At 65.3% G+C, this 19,616-nt stretch carries 20 protein-coding genes; 15 read left to right on the top strand and 5 right to left on the bottom strand.

Annotation, left to right across the window (positions count from 1 at the left end; genetic code table 11):
• Window positions 1-65 precede the first annotated feature (65 nt).
• The 6 genes from AVAK2825_RS19615 (at window position 66) to AVAK2825_RS19640 (ending at window position 7,619) form a co-directional block, all read left to right on the top strand.
• On the top strand, window positions 66-1,076 hold the full coding sequence (locus tag AVAK2825_RS19615) for a TRAP transporter substrate-binding protein (protein ID WP_284402011.1): 1,011 nt from the start codon (window positions 66-68) through the stop codon (window positions 1,074-1,076).
• A gap of 129 nt (window positions 1,077-1,205) precedes the next feature.
• Window positions 1,206-3,014, top strand: a complete 1,809-nt coding sequence (gene edd / locus AVAK2825_RS19620) for a phosphogluconate dehydratase (RefSeq protein ID WP_284402013.1) — start codon at window positions 1,206-1,208, stop codon at window positions 3,012-3,014.
• Window positions 3,011-3,682, top strand: a complete 672-nt coding sequence (gene eda / locus AVAK2825_RS19625; protein WP_284402123.1) for a bifunctional 4-hydroxy-2-oxoglutarate aldolase/2-dehydro-3-deoxy-phosphogluconate aldolase — start codon at window positions 3,011-3,013, stop codon at window positions 3,680-3,682. Before edd ends, eda begins: the two co-directional genes overlap by 4 nt.
• A 485-nt stretch (window positions 3,683-4,167) precedes the next feature.
• Window positions 4,168-6,255 (top strand): GNAT family N-acetyltransferase, encoded by a 2,088-nt coding sequence (locus AVAK2825_RS19630; RefSeq protein WP_284402016.1) that lies wholly within the window; start codon window positions 4,168-4,170, stop codon window positions 6,253-6,255.
• Complete coding sequence (locus AVAK2825_RS19635; protein WP_284402019.1) at window positions 6,255-6,692, top strand: ASCH domain-containing protein; 438 nt, start codon at window positions 6,255-6,257, stop codon at window positions 6,690-6,692. Before AVAK2825_RS19630 ends, AVAK2825_RS19635 begins: the two co-directional genes overlap by 1 nt.
• Window positions 6,693-6,791: 99 nt before the next feature.
• Window positions 6,792-7,619: an HNH endonuclease gene (locus tag AVAK2825_RS19640; RefSeq protein WP_284402021.1), complete on the top strand. Its 828-nt coding sequence runs from the start codon at window positions 6,792-6,794 to the stop codon at window positions 7,617-7,619.
• 236 nt (window positions 7,620-7,855) lie between these two features.
• Here the strand turns inward: AVAK2825_RS19640 and AVAK2825_RS19645 are convergent, their stop codons facing one another.
• A complete protein-coding gene (locus AVAK2825_RS19645; RefSeq protein WP_284402024.1) occupies window positions 7,856-8,620 on the bottom strand; it encodes a hypothetical protein in 765 nt (254 codons plus the stop codon).
• 296 nt (window positions 8,621-8,916) lie between these two features.
• Window positions 8,917-9,828 carry a LysR substrate-binding domain-containing protein gene (locus tag AVAK2825_RS19650; RefSeq protein ID WP_284402026.1) on the bottom strand — a complete coding sequence of 304 codons (912 nt, stop codon included), beginning with the start codon at window positions 9,826-9,828 and terminating at the stop codon, window positions 8,917-8,919.
• A 154-nt stretch (window positions 9,829-9,982) separates the two neighbouring features.
• Between AVAK2825_RS19650 and AVAK2825_RS19655 the strand changes: the two genes are divergently transcribed.
• On the top strand, window positions 9,983-11,185 hold the full coding sequence (locus tag AVAK2825_RS19655) for an MFS transporter (protein ID WP_284402028.1): 1,203 nt from the start codon (window positions 9,983-9,985) through the stop codon (window positions 11,183-11,185).
• A 176-nt stretch (window positions 11,186-11,361) separates the two neighbouring features.
• On the opposite strand, the gene gloA is transcribed toward AVAK2825_RS19655, so the two are convergent.
• Both gloA and AVAK2825_RS19665 read right to left on the bottom strand, forming a co-directional pair.
• Window positions 11,362-11,778, bottom strand: coding sequence for a lactoylglutathione lyase (gene gloA, locus AVAK2825_RS19660; protein ID WP_284402030.1), 417 nt, complete (start codon window positions 11,776-11,778; stop codon window positions 11,362-11,364).
• Complete coding sequence (locus tag AVAK2825_RS19665) at window positions 11,775-12,326, bottom strand: PaaI family thioesterase (RefSeq protein WP_284402033.1); 552 nt, start codon at window positions 12,324-12,326, stop codon at window positions 11,775-11,777. The genes gloA and AVAK2825_RS19665 overlap by 4 nt, the downstream gene beginning before the upstream one ends.
• Window positions 12,327-12,377: 51 nt before the next feature.
• Between AVAK2825_RS19665 and AVAK2825_RS19670 the strand changes: the two genes are divergently transcribed.
• From AVAK2825_RS19670 to AVAK2825_RS19680, 3 genes are all read left to right on the top strand, one after another.
• On the top strand, window positions 12,378-12,833 hold the full coding sequence (locus AVAK2825_RS19670) for a MarR family winged helix-turn-helix transcriptional regulator (protein ID WP_284402035.1): 456 nt from the start codon (window positions 12,378-12,380) through the stop codon (window positions 12,831-12,833).
• Between the two features lie 63 nt (window positions 12,834-12,896).
• Complete coding sequence (locus AVAK2825_RS19675) at window positions 12,897-14,195, top strand: MFS transporter (RefSeq protein WP_284402037.1); 1,299 nt, start codon at window positions 12,897-12,899, stop codon at window positions 14,193-14,195.
• A gap of 98 nt (window positions 14,196-14,293) precedes the next feature.
• Window positions 14,294-15,664 carry an MATE family efflux transporter gene (locus AVAK2825_RS19680; RefSeq protein ID WP_284402125.1) on the top strand — a complete coding sequence of 457 codons (1,371 nt, stop codon included), beginning with the start codon at window positions 14,294-14,296 and terminating at the stop codon, window positions 15,662-15,664.
• A 30-nt stretch (window positions 15,665-15,694) separates the two neighbouring features.
• Here AVAK2825_RS19680 and AVAK2825_RS19685 read toward each other — a convergent pair whose 3' ends face one another.
• The gene (locus AVAK2825_RS19685; RefSeq protein WP_284402039.1) at window positions 15,695-16,126 is read right to left on the bottom strand and encodes a hypothetical protein; all 432 of its coding nucleotides are present in this window, start codon (window positions 16,124-16,126) and stop codon (window positions 15,695-15,697) included.
• Between the two features lie 261 nt (window positions 16,127-16,387).
• Here AVAK2825_RS19685 and AVAK2825_RS19690 point away from each other — a divergent pair, with 261 nt between their 5' ends.
• Genes AVAK2825_RS19690 through AVAK2825_RS19710 form a run of 5 tightly spaced genes read left to right on the top strand, consistent with a single transcriptional unit; the run spans window position 16,388 to window position 19,615 of the window.
• Window positions 16,388-16,579, top strand: coding sequence for a hypothetical protein (locus AVAK2825_RS19690; RefSeq protein ID WP_284402041.1), 192 nt, complete (start codon window positions 16,388-16,390; stop codon window positions 16,577-16,579).
• Window positions 16,576-16,818, top strand: coding sequence for a hypothetical protein (locus AVAK2825_RS19695; RefSeq protein WP_284402043.1), 243 nt, complete (start codon window positions 16,576-16,578; stop codon window positions 16,816-16,818). Before AVAK2825_RS19690 ends, AVAK2825_RS19695 begins: the two co-directional genes overlap by 4 nt.
• On the top strand, window positions 16,815-17,546 hold the full coding sequence (locus tag AVAK2825_RS19700; RefSeq protein WP_284402045.1) for an adenine nucleotide alpha hydrolase family protein: 732 nt from the start codon (window positions 16,815-16,817) through the stop codon (window positions 17,544-17,546). Before AVAK2825_RS19695 ends, AVAK2825_RS19700 begins: the two co-directional genes overlap by 4 nt.
• Complete coding sequence (locus AVAK2825_RS19705) at window positions 17,543-19,441, top strand: replication endonuclease (protein ID WP_284402047.1); 1,899 nt, start codon at window positions 17,543-17,545, stop codon at window positions 19,439-19,441. Before AVAK2825_RS19700 ends, AVAK2825_RS19705 begins: the two co-directional genes overlap by 4 nt.
• A 3-nt stretch (window positions 19,442-19,444) precedes the next feature.
• On the top strand, window positions 19,445-19,615 hold the full coding sequence (locus tag AVAK2825_RS19710; protein ID WP_284402049.1) for a hypothetical protein: 171 nt from the start codon (window positions 19,445-19,447) through the stop codon (window positions 19,613-19,615).
• Window position 19,616: the final 1 nt, after the last annotated feature.

Genomic DNA, 19,616 nt, shown 5'->3' on the forward strand with positions numbered 1-19,616 from the left:
GGCCCCAATTTCTGATGGTTTCGTTTTCCCTCTCTCTTCAGCGCTTTCAATACAAGGAGACAAGCATGCGTATCCGTTTCGCTCTCGCCGGCCTGGTGGCCGCACTGGTGGCCGCCGGGGCCGCCCAGGCCCAGGACTTCAAGCCGCGCCTCGTGCGCTTCGGCTATGGCCTGGTCGACGATTCCAACCAGGGCCGCGCGGCGCGCCTGTTCGCGCAGGAGGTCGAGAAGGCCTCCGGCGGCAAGATGAAGGTGCGCACCATCGGCAACGCCGCCCTGGGCTCCGACACCCAGATGCAGCAGGCGCTGATCGGCGGCGCGCAGGAGATGATGGTGGGCTCCACCGCCACGCTGGTGGGCATCGCACCCGAGATGGCGGTGTGGGACACGCCGTTCCTCTTCAACAACGTGAAGGAGGCCGACGCGGTGCTCGACGGCCCGGTCGGCGAAAAGGTCAAGGCCAAGCTGGAGCCCAAGGGCATGGTCGGGCTGGTCTACTGGGAGAACGGCTTTCGCAACCTCACCAACAGCAAGCGCCCCGTCAACAAGCTGGAAGACCTGGGCGACATCAAGCTGCGCGTGATGCAGAACAACGTGTTCCTCGACAGCTTCAAGGCCCTGGGTGCCAACGCAGTGCCGCTGCCGTTTTCGGAACTGTTCACCGCCCTGGAAACGCGCGCGGTCGATGGCCAGGAGAACCCGTTCAACACGGTGGTGTCCAGCAAGTTCTACGAAGTGCAGAAGTACCTCACGGTGACCAACCACGTGTACAGCCCCTGGATCGTCACCGTCAGCAAGAAGTGGTGGGACACCCTCTCCGCCGCCGAAAAGAAGGTGCTGCAGGACGCCGCCGTCAAGAGCCGCGACTTCGAGCGCAAGGACACGCGCGAAGAAGCCGCCAAGGCCCTGGCCGACCTCAAGACCAAGGGCATGCAGGTCAACGAACTGCCCGGCTCGGAAGCCAACCGCATGCGCGAGAAGCTCGCCAGCGTGAACACCGGCATCGCCAAATCGGTCGGCCAGGAAACCTGGGACGCGGTGAACGCGGCCGTCAAGCAGGCGCGCGGCGCGCAGTAACCCGGCACGCATGGGCTCGCCCCGCGGCCATGGGCCGGGGCGGGCCGACACATGCCCTTTGCCTACAGACGGAGCGGCCTGCGGGTTTACCATGGGCGCTCCGCCAGCCCGTTGCCAACACCCGCCAGCATGCCCATCCACGACACCGTTGAAGCCGTTACCCGGCGCATCCGCGAGCGCAGCGCGCCCACCCGCGCCGCCTACCTTGCCCAGCTCGAAGCCCATGCCCACCGCGACCGCGGCGCCGACCGCCTGGGTTGCGCCAACGTGGCACACGCCTTCGCCGGCATGCCCGGCAACGACAAGCTGCGCGTGGTGGCCCAGAAGGCACCCAACGTTGGCATCGTCAATGCCTACAACGACATGCTCTCGGCCCACGCGCCGCTGCAGCACTACCCCGATCTGATCAAGGACGAGGTCCGAAAGCACGGCGCCACGGCGCAGGTCGCCGGCGGGGTGCCCGCCATGTGCGACGGCGTCACGCAGGGCACGCCCGGCATGGAGCTGAGCCTGTTCAGCCGCGACGTGATCGCCATGGCCACGGCGGTGTCCCTGAGCCATGACGTGTTCGACGCCGCGCTCATGCTGGGCGTGTGCGACAAGATCGTGCCCGGCCTGCTCATCGGCGCGCTGCAGTTCGGCCACCTGCCCACCGTCTTCGTGCCGGCCGGGCCCATGACCTCCGGCCTGTCGAACAACGCCAAGGCCAAGGTGCGCGAGCAGGCCGCGCAAGGCCTGGTGGGCCGCGCCGAACTGCTGGCCGCCGAATCCGCCGCGTACCACAGCGAAGGCACCTGCACGTTCTACGGCACCGCCAACAGCAACCAGATGCTGCTGGAAGCCATGGGCCTGCACGTGCCCGGCACCGCCTTCATCAACCCCGGCCAGGCGCTGCGGCAGGAGCTGACCCGCGAGGCGGCACGCACCGTGCTCGGCCCCGCGTGCCCGCCCATCGGCAAGGTCATCGACGAGCGCGCCATCGTCAACGCCATGTCGGCCTTGCTCGCCACGGGCGGCTCCACCAATCACCTCATCCACTGGGTGGCCGTGGCGCGTGCGGCCGGCATCGTCATCGACTGGGACGACTTCGCCGCGCTGTCGCACGCCGTGCCGCTGCTGGCCCGCGTGTACCCCAACGGCAGCGCCGACGTGAACCAGTTCCAGGCCGCGGGCGGCCCGGGCTACGTGCTGCGCGAACTGCTTGATGCCGGCCTGATGCACGAAGACGTGCTCACTGTGCGGCCCGGCGGCATCCGCGAATACACCCGGCTGCCCCATGGCGACGCGGACGGGCGCCTGGGCTGGACCGACATCGGCGCCAGCGGCGACGACGGCGTGCTGCGCCCGGCCACCGCGCCGTTCAGCGCCACCGGCGGCCTCAAGCTGCTGCAGGGCAACCTGGGGCGCAGCGTGATCAAGGTCTCTGCCGTACCGGAAGACCGCCACGTGGTCGAGGCGCCCGCCGCCGTGTTCGGCTCGCAGGCCGAACTGCAGGCCGCCTTCCAGGCCGGGCAGCTGGACCGCGACGTGATCTGCGTGGTGCGCTGGCAAGGCCCGCAGGCCAACGGCATGCCCGAGCTGCACAAGCTGACCCCGCCGCTGGCCGTGCTGCAAGGCAAGGGCTACCGCGTGGCACTGGTGACCGATGGCCGCATGAGCGGCGCATCGGGCAAGGTGCCCGCCGCCATCCACGTCTCGCCCGAAGCCAACGCCGGCGGCGCGCTGGCGCGGGTGCAGGACGGCGACGTCATCCGGCTGGACGCCGTGGCAGGCACGCTCGACGTGCTGGTCGATGCCGCCACCTGGCAGGCCCGCACGCCCGCCGTGCTGCCGCCCGCACAGGCCGAAGACAACGCCCACGGCTGGGGCCGTGAACTGTTTGCCGGATTCCGGCGCAACGCGCTCAGCGCAGAAGAGGGAGCCTGCTCGTGGCTGTGAACGACGACGACACCAACCAGAACCACGGCAACGCGGCCTTGACCGCCGTGCAGGTCATGCGCGACGCACCGGTCATTCCGGTCATCGTGCTCAACGATGTGGCCCACGCCGTGCCCATGGCCCGCGCCCTGGTGGCTGGCGGCATCCGCATGCTGGAGGTGACGCTGCGCACCCCGCAGGCCCTGGCCTGCATGGAAGCCATCGCCCGCGACGTGCCCGAAGCGGTGGTCGGCGCCGGCACCGTGCGCAGTGCGGCCGACGCCCAGGCCGCCGCCCGTGCCGGGGCCCGTTTCGCGGTGAGCCCGGGCTTCACCCCCGCGGTCGGCCGCGCCTGCCGCGACCTGGGGCTGCCGCTGCTGCCCGGCGTGGCAACGGGCAGCGAGATCATGATGGCGCAGGAAGAGGGCTTCAACGCGCTGAAATTCTTCCCCGCCGTTCAGGCCGGTGGCCTGGCCATGCTCAAGGCGTGGCAGGGGCCGTTCGGCGATGTGGTCTTCTGCCCCACGGGCGGGATCCAGCCGGGCAATGCGGCGGAGTTTCTGGCGCTGGGGAACGTGGCCTGCGTGGGCGGGTCGTGGCTGGTGCCAGGGGATGCGCTGGCGCAGGGGGATTGGGCGAGGGTGACCGAATTGGCGCGGGGGGCCGTGGCGCTGCGCGCGAAGGTTTGAGGCGAAGGGGCTGCTGGCGCTGATGGGTGAGTGCTGGCCGCTGTCCCAAAGCAGTCGGTGGGTTGCGGTTTATTTTTAATCGCCGTAGCTATCTCCCTATCCGGCAAACAATTTCTACGACCATAGCAACCGGGCGAGGGCTAATAGTTGCTATGGTTTCTTGACTAACCGGTTCAGGCTGAGAGCCGTCGTTCATCTCTTACACAGCCCGGAGCACCAAGGGCCCCGAAGGTGGCGCGGGTGAGCGGTCGTTCGTTCCCGCCAGCAATCAACCCGTTGCGGTCATCCAGATTTCAATCTCACAGTCGGAGAGCAGTCTGCCGCTCAAATCGAGCCAAGCTCGCCAGCTTCCGTTCAATGCAGGCTTGCTTTCGTCTCCGTTACAGTTACCCCAAAACACCAAAAGGGGAGCTATGACAAAGAGCGGAGGTGCGGTCCGGATCCTTACGGAGCCAAGTGCTGCTACGGCGCTCTTGGGAGAGGTCGTGCAGGCAGCAGACAGCGACCGAGACGCGCTCGGATTTTTCTCGCGCAGCGTCTATGCGGACTTCTGTCGCAAAGGGCAATTGTTTGTAGCGGTCGAGAGTGACGGTCGCGGCGAGACGTATGTGGGTCATCTGTTGTTTGATCTCCGCTTCCCCAAAGCGCACGTGCGGCAGATCTATGTTCCTAAGACCAGTCGCAGTCGAAACATCGGTCGGATGCTGCTCGATGCCTTGAAGAACATGTCGACGGAGGCACAGTTCATTTCGATTCATGCCCGGGTCGCTGAAGACCTCAAAGACGCCAACTTGTTCTGGGAAGCGCAGGGGTTCTACGCCCAACGAGTTGAACCAGGAGGGGCTAGTCGCAATCGCATGATCGTGGTTCGCGCCCATGAACTCGACACCCCTCAGCTCTTTGCGCCCAGCGGAATCAACGCCGTTGACCCACTCGGCCTAGATGCCTTGGAGGGTGGGGGCAAGCCGCTCTACCTTCTGGACTTGAATGTGCTTTTCGACCTCGGGCCTCGCCGGCCTCGGTACGAACTAGCCATGAGTGTCTTCAGGGCCGAGCGGATGCGGACATGTTCACTGGCGATTAGCAGCGAGATTGAGACGGAGCTGCGCCGCACCGCCCACGACGGAAAGACGGATCCGATGCTCTCGTTCGCAGGAACACTTGCGAAGTTCTCGACGCCACCCGACAACGAGTGGGGGCGCCTTTCGCCGATGCTTGCGGCAATCGTGTTTCCCCAGCGCCATGCGTCGGGCTCGCTGTCGGAGAATGACAAGTCTGACCTGCAACACCTCGCAACGGCTATTCACCACGGCCTGCCAGGGCTCATAACCAGCGATGGACGAATTCTTGAGCGGGCACCTGAGCTCAGAAGGCAGTTTGGAGTGGACGCAATTTCGCCTGAGCTGTTTCAGGTCGAGCCCGACCACACCGCGAGTCCTGTAGTGCACAAGGCCCATAGTGCGGACATCATCGAAGTGCAACCTGCATCGGCAAGCGATGCAACGGCCGTTCGGAGTCTGTTGACGAACCTTGGCCTCGACACTGCGACCCAGGTTAACGAATGGGCCGCGACTGAGGCCGGCAATTCGGCGTGCTTGCGCCACGTGGCGCGATGCAATGGTGTCGTCGCTGGCTACTTAGTAATGCCGACGAGCGTTCGAGGACAGGAGATTCGAGCTTTTGCGGCGGTTGCCGAGGACCAGAGAGACGCATATGAGATTGCCCAAACCTTGCTCCGACACGTTCTGAGCATCGTAAAACCAGGGGATGTCGGCCGGGTGCGGTTGAGCTGTCCTCCGCGTCAAGCCACGCTTCGCGAAGTCGCGGCAACCTTCGGCTATGTGGCGTCCTCATCGACGTCGGACGACCTTCAGAAGATCGTCGCCAAAGGGCGTATGACAGAACGTAACTGGGATGTCGGACGCAAATCGTTGGCGGCAGTGAGCAAACTAGGTTTGCCAGAAACGCCCCCACTGTTCCGGCACGTCGATCAGCAAATTTCAGTGATTCGACCGGACGGGCAGAAAGTCTTGGTCCCGCTTTTCAAGTTGGAGTCCCTGCTGGCGCCGATGCTCATGTGCTTGCCAGGTAGAGAGGGTGTGATGGTCCCCCTGCGAAAGCAATTTGAGGAGCATCTCTTGGCGGACTCACCGCAGGACTCCTTCCTACCCCAAGGAAAGGCCCTGCTTGCACCGTTGCGCCACTACCTGAGCGACAAGAAGACACTTAAGAACTATTCGCGCGGTGATTTGATGTTCTTCTACGAGCCCGTGAAGAACGGAGGTTCCGGCGCTGTCATTGCGGTTGGTCGCGTACTACGTGCCTACCTTCGCGATGAGTCTGCCATGCAGGCCGACGACTTGGCGCCCTCGGTGCTGGATAGCACCCAGCTTTCCAGCATCGGGGTCGCGAAGACCAAGACCATCACGGTGTTCGACAATGTGTTGCGCCTGCCCAGGCCTGTACCGCTGCATGAGCTCAGGGCTTTGAACTGCGGCGAGGCCTACCAACTGATTACTTGCCAACGACTGTCTTCCGAGCAGGTTCAGGCGATCCTAGAAAAAGGCCTTTGATGCAACCGAACCAGCATGTGCTCATATCACTTGACGAGCGCCATGCAAACAACATCCTCGCTGGTACTAAGCAAGTGGAGCTAAGGCGCAGAACCATGCACGTTGAGCCAGGCTCAACGATTTGGTTCTACGTGAAGAAACCTGTAGGTGCAGTCGTTGGTTTCGCGACCGTGGGCACGATCTACTCGGCCGCGCCGAGCACCGTCTGGCGTAAATACAGCTCCGTCTCAGGCCTCGGCAAGTCCGAGTTCATGAGCTACTTTGACGGGGTGGCTGTGGCGTCGGCGATGGCGCTGTCTGGCGCCAAGAAATTGAAGAAGCCCATCACGCTTGAAGCCCTTCGGACAGCCATGCCGGGGTTCCATCCGCCGCAGTTCTACTGCCGACTTGAGGCCAATTCACCGGTCAGGCAGCGCCTTTTAGCAGTGACCGCCTAGGGTTGCCGCTATCTAGGAAAAGCTGGTCGATTCACATCCAGGCACAGGCGGTGAGGGGCGGCACCGTGTGCGTCTGATCCCCACAGGCAAAACTCCAACATGAATCTCTTCGTCATCAACACTGACCTCAAAGACGATGCGGTTGACGCCGAGCATCACTGGTTTGACAGGGGCATCGCCGTCACAAGCGGTGGTCAGCGATACCGCAACGGCCTGAAGCGCCCTCGCGAAGGCGACCTGCTGGCGCTATACGTCAATGGGCGTGGCATTGCGGCGGTTGGGCGCGCAGTCGATGACGTCGTTGTGGAGGTTCACGGGGATGACCTCGTCAATCCGAAGGAGTCGGAGGAGTACCACCGCGCCGTGGTCTGGCAGTACGACCTAAGGGAGGCGCCCATCACCATTCCCGCCCTTCGAGACCTCCGCATATTCGGACAGAACGCCGTCAGCCAGGTCAAGTTGAGCAGTGCGTACCAGGGGTTCCTTCAGCTCCTAGCTGGCCGGGCGGCCAAGCCACAGTCGGATCGAACGGAATTGAGGCGCTCGGCCGCCCTGGTCCAAAGGACCGGCCCGCTGAAGCGCCCAGCGGGGGCGCGGAAGCCGTTGCAGCGGCCGGCTCCTTGCATGGTCTTCGACCGCGATCCAGCCGTTAAGGCCTGGACACTTCGGCGCTCGAAGGGACTATGCGAGTGCTGCCGCCAGAAAGCGCCCTTCACAGACAAGGACGGGTTGCCGTACCTTGAGTCTCATCACATCGTGCACCTAGCCAACGGCGGCCCCGATACCCCTGACAACGCCGCGTCAGTTTGCCCGAACTGCCATAGGGAGCTTCACCACGCGGGCGAGGCTCGCCGGCGGGAGTTGACGGACAAGCTGCGCCGTCACGTTCTTGAGACGGAAGAGGCATCTGGTGGGGTACTGGCCTAGCGTTGGGCGACCGGGGGCTGTAGAGGGATTGTCCAGTCGCTCAAAGTGCTTCCGACGGCGTTCGCGAGGCCAGAATTTCTGCCGTGCGCAGACTCCCGACGCCGCTCCTCAAGAGTGCCCATTTCGTTAGCGACCGGCTCCTTACGCTGCGAAGCTGGCCCTTCCGGCGTTCCAGGACCATTAGCTGAGTGCCTCGCAGCTCGTCCTTGTAGCCACGAGCCTACAAGGTTTGACAGCTACATCAGTTCGAAAGGAGAAAGAACGCCGCAGAGCCTGCCCTGCTTTTCTTCGACAAGCCAAAGCCGCGTTTCCTTTCCCAGGTCATCCGCGAGGAGCTTTTGGACCTCATCCGTGGGTCCAACAACGGTAGCCTCCAGCAAGTCGAGCTCTTGGGCAGCTTCATCAATCGTGCGCGCGAGCGCCCCCGCCCAGTCCTTGCTGGCCAGCATGTACCTGGCGAGACCGTTCTCAGAAAGCAGCTTCCACCCATCCTTGAAGACAGGCAGAAACGAGAAGGAGTGCGTGAGCATCAGCTGCCGTGCGTACGCGACCGGCTGCCAAACTTCCAGCACGACGGGTGACTTAACCATGAAGTCCTTGACGGCCTGGCGAGGGAGTTGCTGTTCTTTCATGAGTGCCTCTTCTAGGCCGATACAGAGTTCGATGGCTGCTGCCGTCGCATGCCGTGCGAAAACACCGGTATGCATCGCGTCGTTCCTCGCTTTTTTAACCACCGCAAAAAGCGCCGAGAAGGTGCTGAAACGTCCGGGATGCGTCTCTGATAGTCGAGAAAGTACGACTGACGCATTGGCCAATTCAGCAAGCGCTTGCTCGTACTGGCCCAGGTTTTTCTTGCGACCAAAAAGCCGTAGGCCTAGTGCCTCGAGCGCAAAGCAGATCGCATCAAAGCCCTCGGCATCTGCCAGCGCAGCGTAACGGCCGGCACGCAGCGCATCGCGATGGTAGAGGCGCTCGTGCCATTGAAGCGTGGGAACATTCATCCGCGCGTTTGAAGGCCCTGCCGCAGGCCTTGATTTATTGACGATCAGTCAGTGTCGCAGATATAGGTAATACCTTTGAGCCATTCTCGATTGCATTGCCTCGTAGAGTGGCCCGTCGGGCCATCGCCCTGTAGCCGTAGGGAACGACTGCTTGATGCTGGACAGGGCGAGCACGCGTGCGCGCGGCCACTGGCCGCAAACGCTGCACAGTCGACATCCACTCGTCAAAGGCGAAAAGCGGCAATCGGACTAAATCCCTCGTATTACTCGAGACCTCTCCCCGCATGAATCCCATTTCAACGCACGCGCAAATGCTCCGCCAGGTGGCCCAACAAGCTATCCACCTTGGGCAGCAGCCGCTTGCTGCGCGGCCACACGATGTGCAGCGGTAATCCCTCCAGATCGTAGTCCGGCAGGATCGGCACCAACTGCCCTGCACGCAGCGCTTCCCCCGCCAGCCAAGTCGCCAACTGCGCGACCCCCAGGCCCGCCACCACGGCGTTGAGCTGTGCCTCTCCGTCGCCCACGACGATGCGGCTGTCCACCGCGCGCCGCTCGGTCGGGCTGGCTCCCTGGGAAATGAGCCAGGGGCTTGCCGTGCCGTCCGCCCGGCCGTAGGTGATCGCGTCGTGCGAGGACAGCAGGTCTTCCAGCGTGGCGGGCACGCCCTTGCGCTCCAGATAGGCGGGTGAGGCGCAGAAGATCAGGCGCTCCTTGCCGAGGAACCGGTGCCCCAGGTTGGCGGGCCAGGTGTCGGCGCCGCCGATGCGCACGGCGACGTCGATGCCGTCATCCACCACGTCCACGAAGCGGTCGGTGAACGAGACGTGCAATTGCACCGCGGGGTGATCCGCCGCAAAGGCCATAAGCCAGGCCATGACCTGGCGGCGGCCGAAGGTGGCGGGCACGTCCACGCGCAGGCGGCCGGACGGCTCGGCGGTGTCGGATGCCAGCACGCGTTCGGCCGATTCGATGTCTTCCAGCACGCGCAGGCAGACCCGGTGGAAGGCGGTGCCGGCGTCGGTCAACTGCAGCTTGCGGGTGGTGCGCTCGAACAGCCGGGTGCTCAGCCGCGCTTCCAGCCGTGCGATGGATTTTCCGACGGCGGAACCGGTGAGGTTCAGCCGGTCTGCCGCGGCCGCGAAGCTGCCGGCAGCGGCGACGGCGACAAACACGTCGATGCCTTTGAGGCGTTCCGAGCTGTTCACGATGGTGGGGCCCTCCAGGGGTCGATTGCAGAATTTTTCTCCATTGAATCAGGAAAAAGCATCCAACAGAAGAAACCCTGGATTGAATAAGCTGGCGGATCAGCCAGAAGAAGGCTTTGCCCATCCCCATTTCCCATTCCCCATCCCCATCCGTATGCCCACGCTCGCCACAGAACCCCTCACCACTGAACCCACCGGCACGAAAGCCGGGGCATCGTCCATCGTCGTGCTGGCGGTGTCCGCGTTCGTGATCGTGACCACCGAATTCCTGATGGTGGGGTTGCTGCCGGCATTGGCCCGGGAGCTGGGTGTGTCCGTTTCCACGGCCGGCCAGTTGGTGACGCTCTTTGCCGTGGTGGTGATGCTGTGCGGGCCGGTGCTGACGGCGTGGCTGGGCCACATCGAGCGCAAGCGCCTGTTCGTGGCGGTGCTGGTGCTTTTTGCCGTGTCGAATGCCGTCGCGGCGATGGCGCCCAATCTCTGGGTACTGGCGCTGGCGCGCATCGTGCCGGCCCTGGCCTTGCCCGTGTTCTGGGGCACGGCGAGCGAAACCGCCGCGCAACTGGCCGGGCCGCAGCGGGCGGGGAGGGCGGTGTCGACAGTCTACCTGGGCATCTCGGGCGCCATGCTGTTCGGCATTCCGCTGGGCACCCTGGCCGGCGATGCGGTGGGGTGGCGCGCTGCCTTCTGGATCCTGGCGGCCCTGTCGCTGGCGGTGGCCGCGCTGCTGCAGATGGCCATGCCCCGCATGAAAGCCGGCCAGCGCGTGGGCTTGGCGGCGCAGGCACGCCTGCTGCGCCATCCGGCGTTCATCGCCAATGCGATGCTGTCCGTGGTGGTGTTCACCGCGATGTTCACCGGCTATACCTACCTGGCCGAGCTGCTGGAGCAGGTGGCGCAGGTGCCGTCATCGCAGGTGGGCTGGTGGCTGATGGGCTTTGGCGCGGTGGGTTTGATCGGCAACTGGCTGGGCGGCCTGTGGGTGGATCGCAGGCCCCTGGCGACGACGGCCGAGTTCAGCGCGATGCTGGCGGTGGGCATGGTGGCGGTCGTGTGGTTGGCGCGGCAACCCATTGGGTTGGTCGTCGCGCTGGCGGTCTGGGGCGTGGCCAACACGGCGCTCTATCCGATCTGCCAATTGCGGGTGATGAAGTCGGCGCCGGATGCGCAGGCGCTGGCCGGGACGGTCAACGTGTCGGCGGCCAATGGCGGGATCGCGCTGGGCGCCATGCTGGGGGGCGCCAGCATTTCGCTCTGGGGTGTGGGCAGCGTGGCGCTGGCTGGCGCGGTGGTGGCCCTGGTGGCAGTGGCGGCGTGCCCGTGGGTGGCACGGTGGGCCCGCAAGGGACAGGCCTAGCCGCTGGAGCCCAAGGCCAAGCCTGCCCGCGCGGACGGACAGGCAGGGGCCGATGGGCCAGGAAAGCGGATCAGGCCGCCCGCCCGCTCGGTCGTTTCTCGATCCAGGTCAAATCGGTGCCCAGCGCATGTTTCACTAGGGCATTGTGCTATCAAAAATATAGCTTTTGGCCGCCGTCAGCGCAAACCGGTTCCCGCGCCCACGTCGTTCTTGCGTTCGATCAGCTCGATCTTGTAGCCATCGGGGTCGGTGACGAATGCGATCACCGTCGTGCCGCCCTTGACCGGGCCCGCCTCGCGCGTGACGTTGCCGCCGGCGGCCTTGATCTTTTCGCAGGCCGCATAGGCGTCCGGCACGCCCAGGGCGATGTGGCCGTAGGCCGTGCCCAGGTCGTAGCTTTCGGTGCCCCAGTTGTAGGTCAGCTCGATCTCGGCCTGGCCGGGGTTGCCGCCGTCGAAGCCCAGAAAGGCCAGCGAGTATTTGTACTCGGGGTTCTCGGACTGGCGCAGCAGTTGCATGCCCAGGACGTTGGTGTAGAAATCAATCGAGCGCTGGAGGTTGCCAACGCGCAGCATCGTGTGGAGGAATCTCATGCCCGCGATTGTGCCGGCATCTCGAAGACCAGGCACGTCGTCGTGGCGTGGGCGTAGAGCGTGCCGTCCGGTCCCACCAGCCGGGCGTCGGCGGTGGCCAGCTGGCGGCCGCAATGGATCACGCGGCCTTCGGCGCGCACGCGCGGCACCTTGGGCGTGAGGGCCTTGACGATGTTCACGCTCAGCTCGGCCGTGGTGTAGCCGCGCCCCACCGGCATGCGCGTGTGCACGGCGCAGCCCAGGGCGGAGTCGAGCAGGGTGGCGAACCAGCCGCCATGCACCGTGCCCATGGGGTTGAGGTGGGCCGTGCCTGGCGTGCCCTGGAAGATGGCCGCGCCGTCGCCCACTTCGATGAGCAAAAAGTCCAGCGTCTGCGCGATGGGCGGGTAGGGCAGTTGGCCGGCCAGCATGGACTGCATGACCTCCAGCCCGGTCTTGCCGGCGATCTGCGCCGGCGTGGCAACGCCGGCACCTGGGCCCGCGTTCATTCGCTCCATCACGGCCTGTTCCTGCGCAAGCCTCTGCGCCAGCGTGTCTTCTTTCGCCATCGGCATCTCCTTTGATTGCACCTGCAATTGTTGTAGATACAATAATATGCCATGGATGCACCCCAGAAACCCCGAGGCTGTACGAACCTCAAACTGCGCCAGGTCACCCGCCTGGTCACGCAGCACTACGACACCGAGGTCGGCAAGACCGGGCTGAAGACCACGCAGTATTCGCTGCTCTCGCACATCCAGAACCTGGGCCCCGTGCGGCCGGGCGATCTGGCGCGTGCCATGCGCATGGACGCGTCCACGCTCACCCGCAACCTCCGGCCGCTTCAGGACGCGGGCTGGGTGGAGGTGGCGGCGGGAGACAACGCCCGCAGCCGCAGCGTGCAGCTCACCGAATCGGGCCGCGCCAAGCGCCAGGAGGCGCAGCGCCATTGGCGCATTGCGCAAGAGGCGCTGAACGAGCGCTTGGGCGTGGCGCACGTGGCGGCCCTGCACGCGCTGCTCGACGAAACAGTGCGCTTGCTGGATGTCGGCGCGGCTGCTGGCATGCAGCCCTGATCGGTTTCGACCGAACGGCATCCCCGCTATCACCCCATACCTTCTTCACCCAAAGGCCCGCCCATGCTGTCCCACTCCGCCGCACGCTGGCTGCAGCGCCATGGCATCCACTACGGCTGGCTGGTGGCCGGCATCACCTTCCTGACCATGCTGACGATGTCGGCGGCGCTGGGCCTGCCGGGCGCGATGCTGCAGCCGCTGTCCAGGGAGTTCGGCTGGACGACGGACCAGATCTCCACCGCGCTGGCATTGCGTTTTGCGCTGTTCGGGCTGATGGGGCCGTTCGCCGCCGTGCTGATGGAGCGCTGGGGCCTGCGGGCGGTGATGTGCCTGGGCCTCGCCCTGGTGGGCACCGGCATGGCGCTGGTCACGCTGGCCAGCCAGCTGTGGCAATTGTTCGTTCTGTGGAGCCTGCTGCTGGGCCTGGGCACCGGCCTGACGGCGCTGGTTCTGGGCGCGGTGGTGGCCAACCGCTGGTTCGTCGCACGGCGCGGTTTGGTCGTCGGGCTGCTGACGGCCAGCGCAGCGACGGGGCAACTGGCGTTCCTGCCCTTCGCGGCCTGGATGATCGAACACTGGGGTTGGCGCTCCGCCATCGCGCCGATCTTCATCGCCTGCGCGGCAGTGGGCATGATGGCGCTGGCCTTCGTGCGCAACCGCCCGTCGGACCTGGGCCTGGCAGCCTATGGCGACACGGCGCCGGCCGCGGCGACGCCCCCGCCACCGGCCATGGCGATGAACTTCGCCACGCCATTCAAGGCATTGGCCGAGGCATCGCGCAGCGGCACGTTCTGGATTCTGTTTGCCACCTTCTTCATCTGCGGTTTGTCCACCAACGGGCTGCTGCAGACCCACTTCATTTCGCTGTGCGCGGACAACGGCATGGGCGCCGTGCCCGCCGCGTCGGTGCTGGCGATGATGGGCGCGTTCGATTTCGTGGGCACGGTCCTGTCGGGCTGGCTGTCCGACCGGTACGACAACCGCAAGCTGCTGTTCTGGTACTACGGCTTGCGTGGCCTGTCGCTGTTCTGGCTGCCGCATTCCGAGTTCACGTTCTACGGACTGGGCCTGTTCGCCATGTTCTACGGGCTGGACTGGATCGCCACCGTGCCGCCCACCGTCAAGCTAGCCGGCGCCACGTTCGGTCCACAAAAGGTCGGACTTGTCTTCGGGTGGATTTTCGCAGCCCACCAGATCGGCGCGGCCGTGGCCGCCTGGGGCGCAGGCCTCACGCGCACGCTGCTGCTGACCTACACCCCGGCGCTCTACGCGGCGGGTGCGGCCTGCCTGCTGGCGGCCGGCCTGGTGCTGCTGATCCAGCGGCCGGCCCGGCCCGCAAAAGCCGTGGCACAGCCCGCCTGACCGGAGTCGCCATGTCTTCCACCGCAACATCCGCGCCTGCACTGGCCTCGGCTTCTTCGGCGTCAGAGCCGCCCCCGCTGGATCCCCGCACCCGCCGCATGCTGGAGGCGCCGCTGGCGCCCTTGCTGTTGCGCATGGCGGCGCCAAACGTACTGATCATGGTGGCGCAGGCTTCGGCGGGCCTCATCGAAACGTGGTTCATCGGCCGACTCGGTACTGATGCGCTGGCTGGCATGGCGCTGGTCTTTCCCATCGTCATGTTGATGCAGATGACGTCTGCCGGAGCCATGGGCGGTGCCATCGCGTCCGCCATCGCCCGCGCTTTGGGCCGCCGCGACCTTGCGCAGGCTCAATCGCTGGCGTGGGCCGGGCTGGTGATTGCCATCGCCTTCGGCTTTTTGTTCACGGTGGGGCTGTGGTGGGGCGGGGCGGCGCTTTACCGTTCGATGGGCGGGGAGGGCGCGTCGCTGGAGGCAGCGCTCGCCTATTCGCACACAGTGTTTGCCGGCGCGGTGCTGGTGTGGCTGTTCAACGCATTGTCGGCGGTGGTGCGCGGAACGGGAAACATGGCGCTGCCAGCCAAAATCACAACCGCCGGCACGGTGCTGCTCGTGCCGCTGTCGCCAGTACTGATCTTCGGCTGGGGGCCGATTCCCGGCCTGGGCATTGCCGGGGGCGCGCTGGCGCTGGTGTTGTATTACCTGGGCGGAACGCTGGCGCTGTGCGCGTATCTGCGTTCGCGTCACAGCTTGCTGCGGCTGTCTCGCCAAGGGCTTCAATGGCGCGGCGCCTTGTTCGGCAGCATCTTGCGGGTTGGGCTTGCAGGCGCCGTATCGACGCTTGCCACCAATCTCACCATTGGCATCGCCACGGGACTGGTCGGGCATTTCGGGCCGGCCGCCATTGCAGGCTATGGCACGGCATCGCGGCTGGAATACATCCTCGTCCCCTTGGTGTTCGGACTGGGGGCGCCACTGGTCACGCTGGTTGGCACATGCCTGGGCGCTGGCGACCGCGCCCGCGCGCTGCGCGCGACCTGGATCGGCGCAGCCGTCGCGTTTGCACTGACCGAGGGCATCGGCGTGACCGCCGCGCTGTTTCCCCATGCGTGGCTTGGCCTGTTCGGTTCCGATCCCGCGATGCTGGAAGCCGGCGCCCAATATTTGCGGATCGTAGGACCGGTCTACGGCTTTTTCGGACTGGGACTGGCGCTGTACTTTGCGTCACAAGGCGCCGGGCGGCTGGCTTGGCCGGTGGGCGGAAACGTTGCGCGGTTGATGGTCGCTGGCATCGGCGGCTGGTGGGCGATGGAATCCGGCGGAACGCTGATCCAAGTGTTCATGGCCCAGGCGGTAGCGCTGGTGGTGTATGGGTCGATGAATGCAATGGCCATCGCGGGCGGCGCCTGGTTCGGCCGCGTGGGTTGGCCCAAGCTACATATGGCGGCCAAGACAGGATCGTCAGGCTGACGCGAGACAGGAATGGGTCGATGCAAACTCTCAGCACTGATCCATCACTAGATACGAAATGTAAACCGCCGACTGCTCAATCCTGGGAGTTGGCACCTCGCCGGCCCATGCGTCATCGGCACTCTGTGCTATCAACCCGATAGCAATTGCCACTGCAAAAACTGCAGCCACGGCACCCTGGGCGGCCATCTGCAGCCGCTCCGCGATCTGCTCCCACATGCTCCGCGCCTGGGCGGTTTTGCTGCGCTGGGCCTGCATGGCGGCGGCCAGAACAAGGGGGTCCAGGCCGGCCGCCTCGGCCAAGATTGCGCACATTGTTTCGTCCGGATGGGATCGGCCCTTGCGCCAGCCGCTGACGTTCTGCGGGCTCAGTCCGAAGGCTTTGCAGACCGCGTAATCGGATTTCAGGCCGTGCTGTTCCTTGATGCGGTCAAGCACGGATTCGAAGGTCAAATTTTCCATAACAGTTCCCCTTAAGCGCGTCAATGTAGTGCGGCATCTTAGGAGCCACAAGTTCGAGGGTCGTTGATATTCGTAGACCCTACGAATACATTCGCTTCGCCGGGTGGGAATCGTCTGAGGTTTCCAGTTCCCCTCCTTAGGTTGATTGCGCAACCCACCCGGCTCCTTGCCTCCTTAGGCAGGGGTCCTAAGGGGGCGGGATCAAAGGGGAAATCATGAATGGGTTACTTACTCGCGACCTGCTGCTGATCGGTGGCAACCATGTTTGAAAGCATCCACCTGAGCGCCGATGTGCGCGTGTCCGTTGCTGTCTCAGAAATGTTTCCTGGAGAGGTTGCTGTTGTGGTGACCAAGGGTTGGCTGTCGTCGGAAGTGCTGGTCGATCCCACGGTCTGCGAAGCCCTGGCCGTGGCCCTCAAGGCCGCCGCCTTAGAAGCTCGGGGTCGGACATGAGGTACGCGGTCGTTGCCATGCCCGGCGGCTATGCCGTGGCCTACCCGCACGTAACCCTCGGACTGGTCTCCGTGTGGGAGGGTGCAACCCGCTCGGCGGCCCAGGGAGAGGCGGATCGCCTGGAGCGGCTGTATCAGGCCCAACTGGCCGCCCAGGCCCTCAGCGTGGCCCGCATGCGCGAACACGCCATGCGCCCCAAGCGCCCCGTGCGCTGGTTCCCTGACGACGCATTCGCATGAGCGCGCAGTATTGGCTGAGCTACGGCGGGGGCGTCAATTCGACCGCGCTCGCCGTGCTGCTGGCGCGGGGCGCGCTGCCGCAGTACGCGGGCTGGCGCGTTGTCTTCTCCGACACCGGGGACGAACGGCCGGAAACCTATGACTACATCGAACGGCACTTCGGCCCCTGGCTGGCTTCTGTCGGCAAGGTGCTGGAGGTCGTGAAGCCGAAGGAAACCGTGTTGGAGCGCTGGGAGCGGCTGCGGGTCACGGGAAGCCGGACGCTGCGGGGCTGCACGGTCGAGGGGAAGATCAACCCGATTAAGCGCTACGTCGAGGCGCAGGGCGGCGGCGTGCAGTTGATCGGGGTAGACGCTGGGGAGGCGCATCGAATGCCAGGGCGTGTTCGGCCCCTTGTGGATTTGGATGTGGACCGGGAGGGGTGCGAGTCGATCATCAAGGCGGAGGGGTTGCCTTCGCCGGGTAAGTCCGGGTGCTGGCATTGCCCGTTTGCGCGTGTGCAGGAGGTGGTTGATTTGGCGCGGTTGCGCCCGGAGAAGTTCGCGCGAATCAAGCGGCTGGAAAAGGTGGCTACCGAAACGCACGGGCCGCAGCCGGACGGCGGGCCTAGAACCCAGTGGGGAGACAGGCCGGCTGAGTATTGGGAGCAGCGGGCGCGGCAGGGCGATCTGCTGGATGAGTTTCGCGCGGTAGAAATGCCGTGCGGCTGTTTCGACGGTGCCGAATGACCTCGGGCCGCGCCTCCCGGAACTACTACGGTTCCGTGGAAATGACTCAGCGGATCATCCGCATCAACACCCAGGTGGCCCGCTGGCCGAACTCCTGGCGGGACCGCCTGAGGGAGCGCCTGGGGCGCATGTCCACGTGGCCGGTCATGGAGCGCTGGGCGGAGATGGTGGGGCGCCTGACGGAAGCTGAGAGGGGCGGCCTAAGGCCGGACGCCTCAGACAGCGAAGTTTGCGCGCAGGCCGACATTACCGCCCGTGACTTCCATAGGCGGCTTGGGCTGGTGGCCGCCGTGGTGCGTGGCCGCGAGCGGGCGGTGAACGTGGCCCTGAGGCTGCAGGCCTTTGCGGCGCGCCACCTGCTGGCGGCCCGTGGCCTGCTGGACCTGTGGGTGTGGCGCAAGCCGGCCCAGCGCGCGGCGGCGGTGGCCCGCATGTGCTGCCCGATGTTCTGGCGGCGCGCCTACCGAAAGCTCCTGTGTCGGACCCGTGAAACCGTGGCTGTCAGCATAGGCATGGTGCGCAAGGGCATGGGCCTGTACTGCTCGGATGATGCATTGCGCAGCAGCCGGGCGCAGGATGCGCGGTGCGCTGCGGTGCTGGAAAGCGTTGTGGCCGTGAACGACCACATGCAGGCGTACAAGCTGGCCGAACTGGCCGCCACGGGCGTATCGAATCAGGCCATCCGCCGGCAGGAACTGCTGACCCGGATTGCCGGCTTCGAACTGATCGCCAAAGACCTTGGGCACTGGGCCTGCATGGTCACCGTGACGTGCGCCAGCCGGTTCCACGCGGCCACCACGCGCAAGGATGGCCGGGTGGTGGACAACCCGCGGTATGAGGAATTGAGCCCGCGCGATGGTCAGCAGAACCTATCGCTCAAATGGTCGCGCTGCCGCGCCGCGGCGGCCCGCCTGGGCCTGGAGTGGTACGGCTTTCGGATCGCTGAGCCGCAGCACGATGGCACGCCCCACTGGCACGTCCTGTTGTTCATGCCGCGGCGCACGGATGGTGTCGATGCCTTCGTGGTTCTGCAGGAGCTGGTGCGGCGCTACTTTCTGGACTGCGATGAGCCGCACGAACCGGGCGCGCAAAAGCACCGGGTGGACTTCGAGCTGATCGATTGGGCCAAGGGCTCGGCGGTCGGCTACGTCATCAAATACATCAGCAAAAACATCGACGGTCACGGGGTGGACTACGACCTGTACGGCGAACCTGCCATTGCCAGCAGTCAGCGCGTGCGGGCCTGGGCCAAGCAGTGGCGCATCCGGCAGTTTCAGCAGGTCGGCGGCCCGCCCGTGGGTGTGTGGCGCGAGTTGCGCCGCGTGCATCCCGACAAGGTGCCGGACAGCGCGCCGGCCCCGCTGCGCGAGGCCATTAGCGCGATGAACGTCGCCAAGGTCGAGCCCGGAGTGCAGTCCCTGGCCTGGAAGAAATATGCACTCGCGCAGGGCGGTGTGAACACCTGTCGAAAGGCCTTGCGCATCAAGCTGATCAAGGAAGTGCAGGGCGGAAAAACCAGGTACGGCGAAGCTCGCCCGGACCGCCCCGTGGGCGTGTGGTCGGAGGGTGTCGAGTGCTTCCGCAACCACATCCACGTCATGAACCCTGCGGCCCCGGACTTCCAGCGCCGCGTACTGATGCAGGTGGAGTCGGAGCGTGCTGAGTGGCTCATGGGCGGGCGCGGCAAGGCCGAGGCGCTGGCTGTGGCTGCAGTGGTTTTCCAGCGCAGCGGCGCAGCCGCGAGCACTCGGATTCATGTCAATAACTGTACGCGGGTGGCGATGACGCCCCCGCCGTCTGACTTCGCGCCGCGATATCGCCGCATCGAAAAGATGCGCGTGTTTCGACGGTTTGAAGCCGCGCCGGGCCGGCCGCCCGGAAATCAAAAGGAGTGAGTCATGTTTGGTGTTTGGACTGCAGTGCAGGTGAAGAATGAAGCGAACCCCCGGTTAGGCCAGGCGGGGGTGGTGTTTGCCACGCATCCGGATCATCCGGAGGAAGTGGCCGTGAAATTCGATCAGGACTTTGCCGTGGTGCTGGTCCCCATCGCTGACCTGCGGGCGCTGTAAG

Origin of the sequence: Acidovorax sp. SUPP2825, assembly GCF_030158995.1 — a bacterium.
In the GTDB taxonomy this organism is placed as follows: Bacteria; Pseudomonadota; Gammaproteobacteria; order Burkholderiales; family Burkholderiaceae_C; genus Paracidovorax.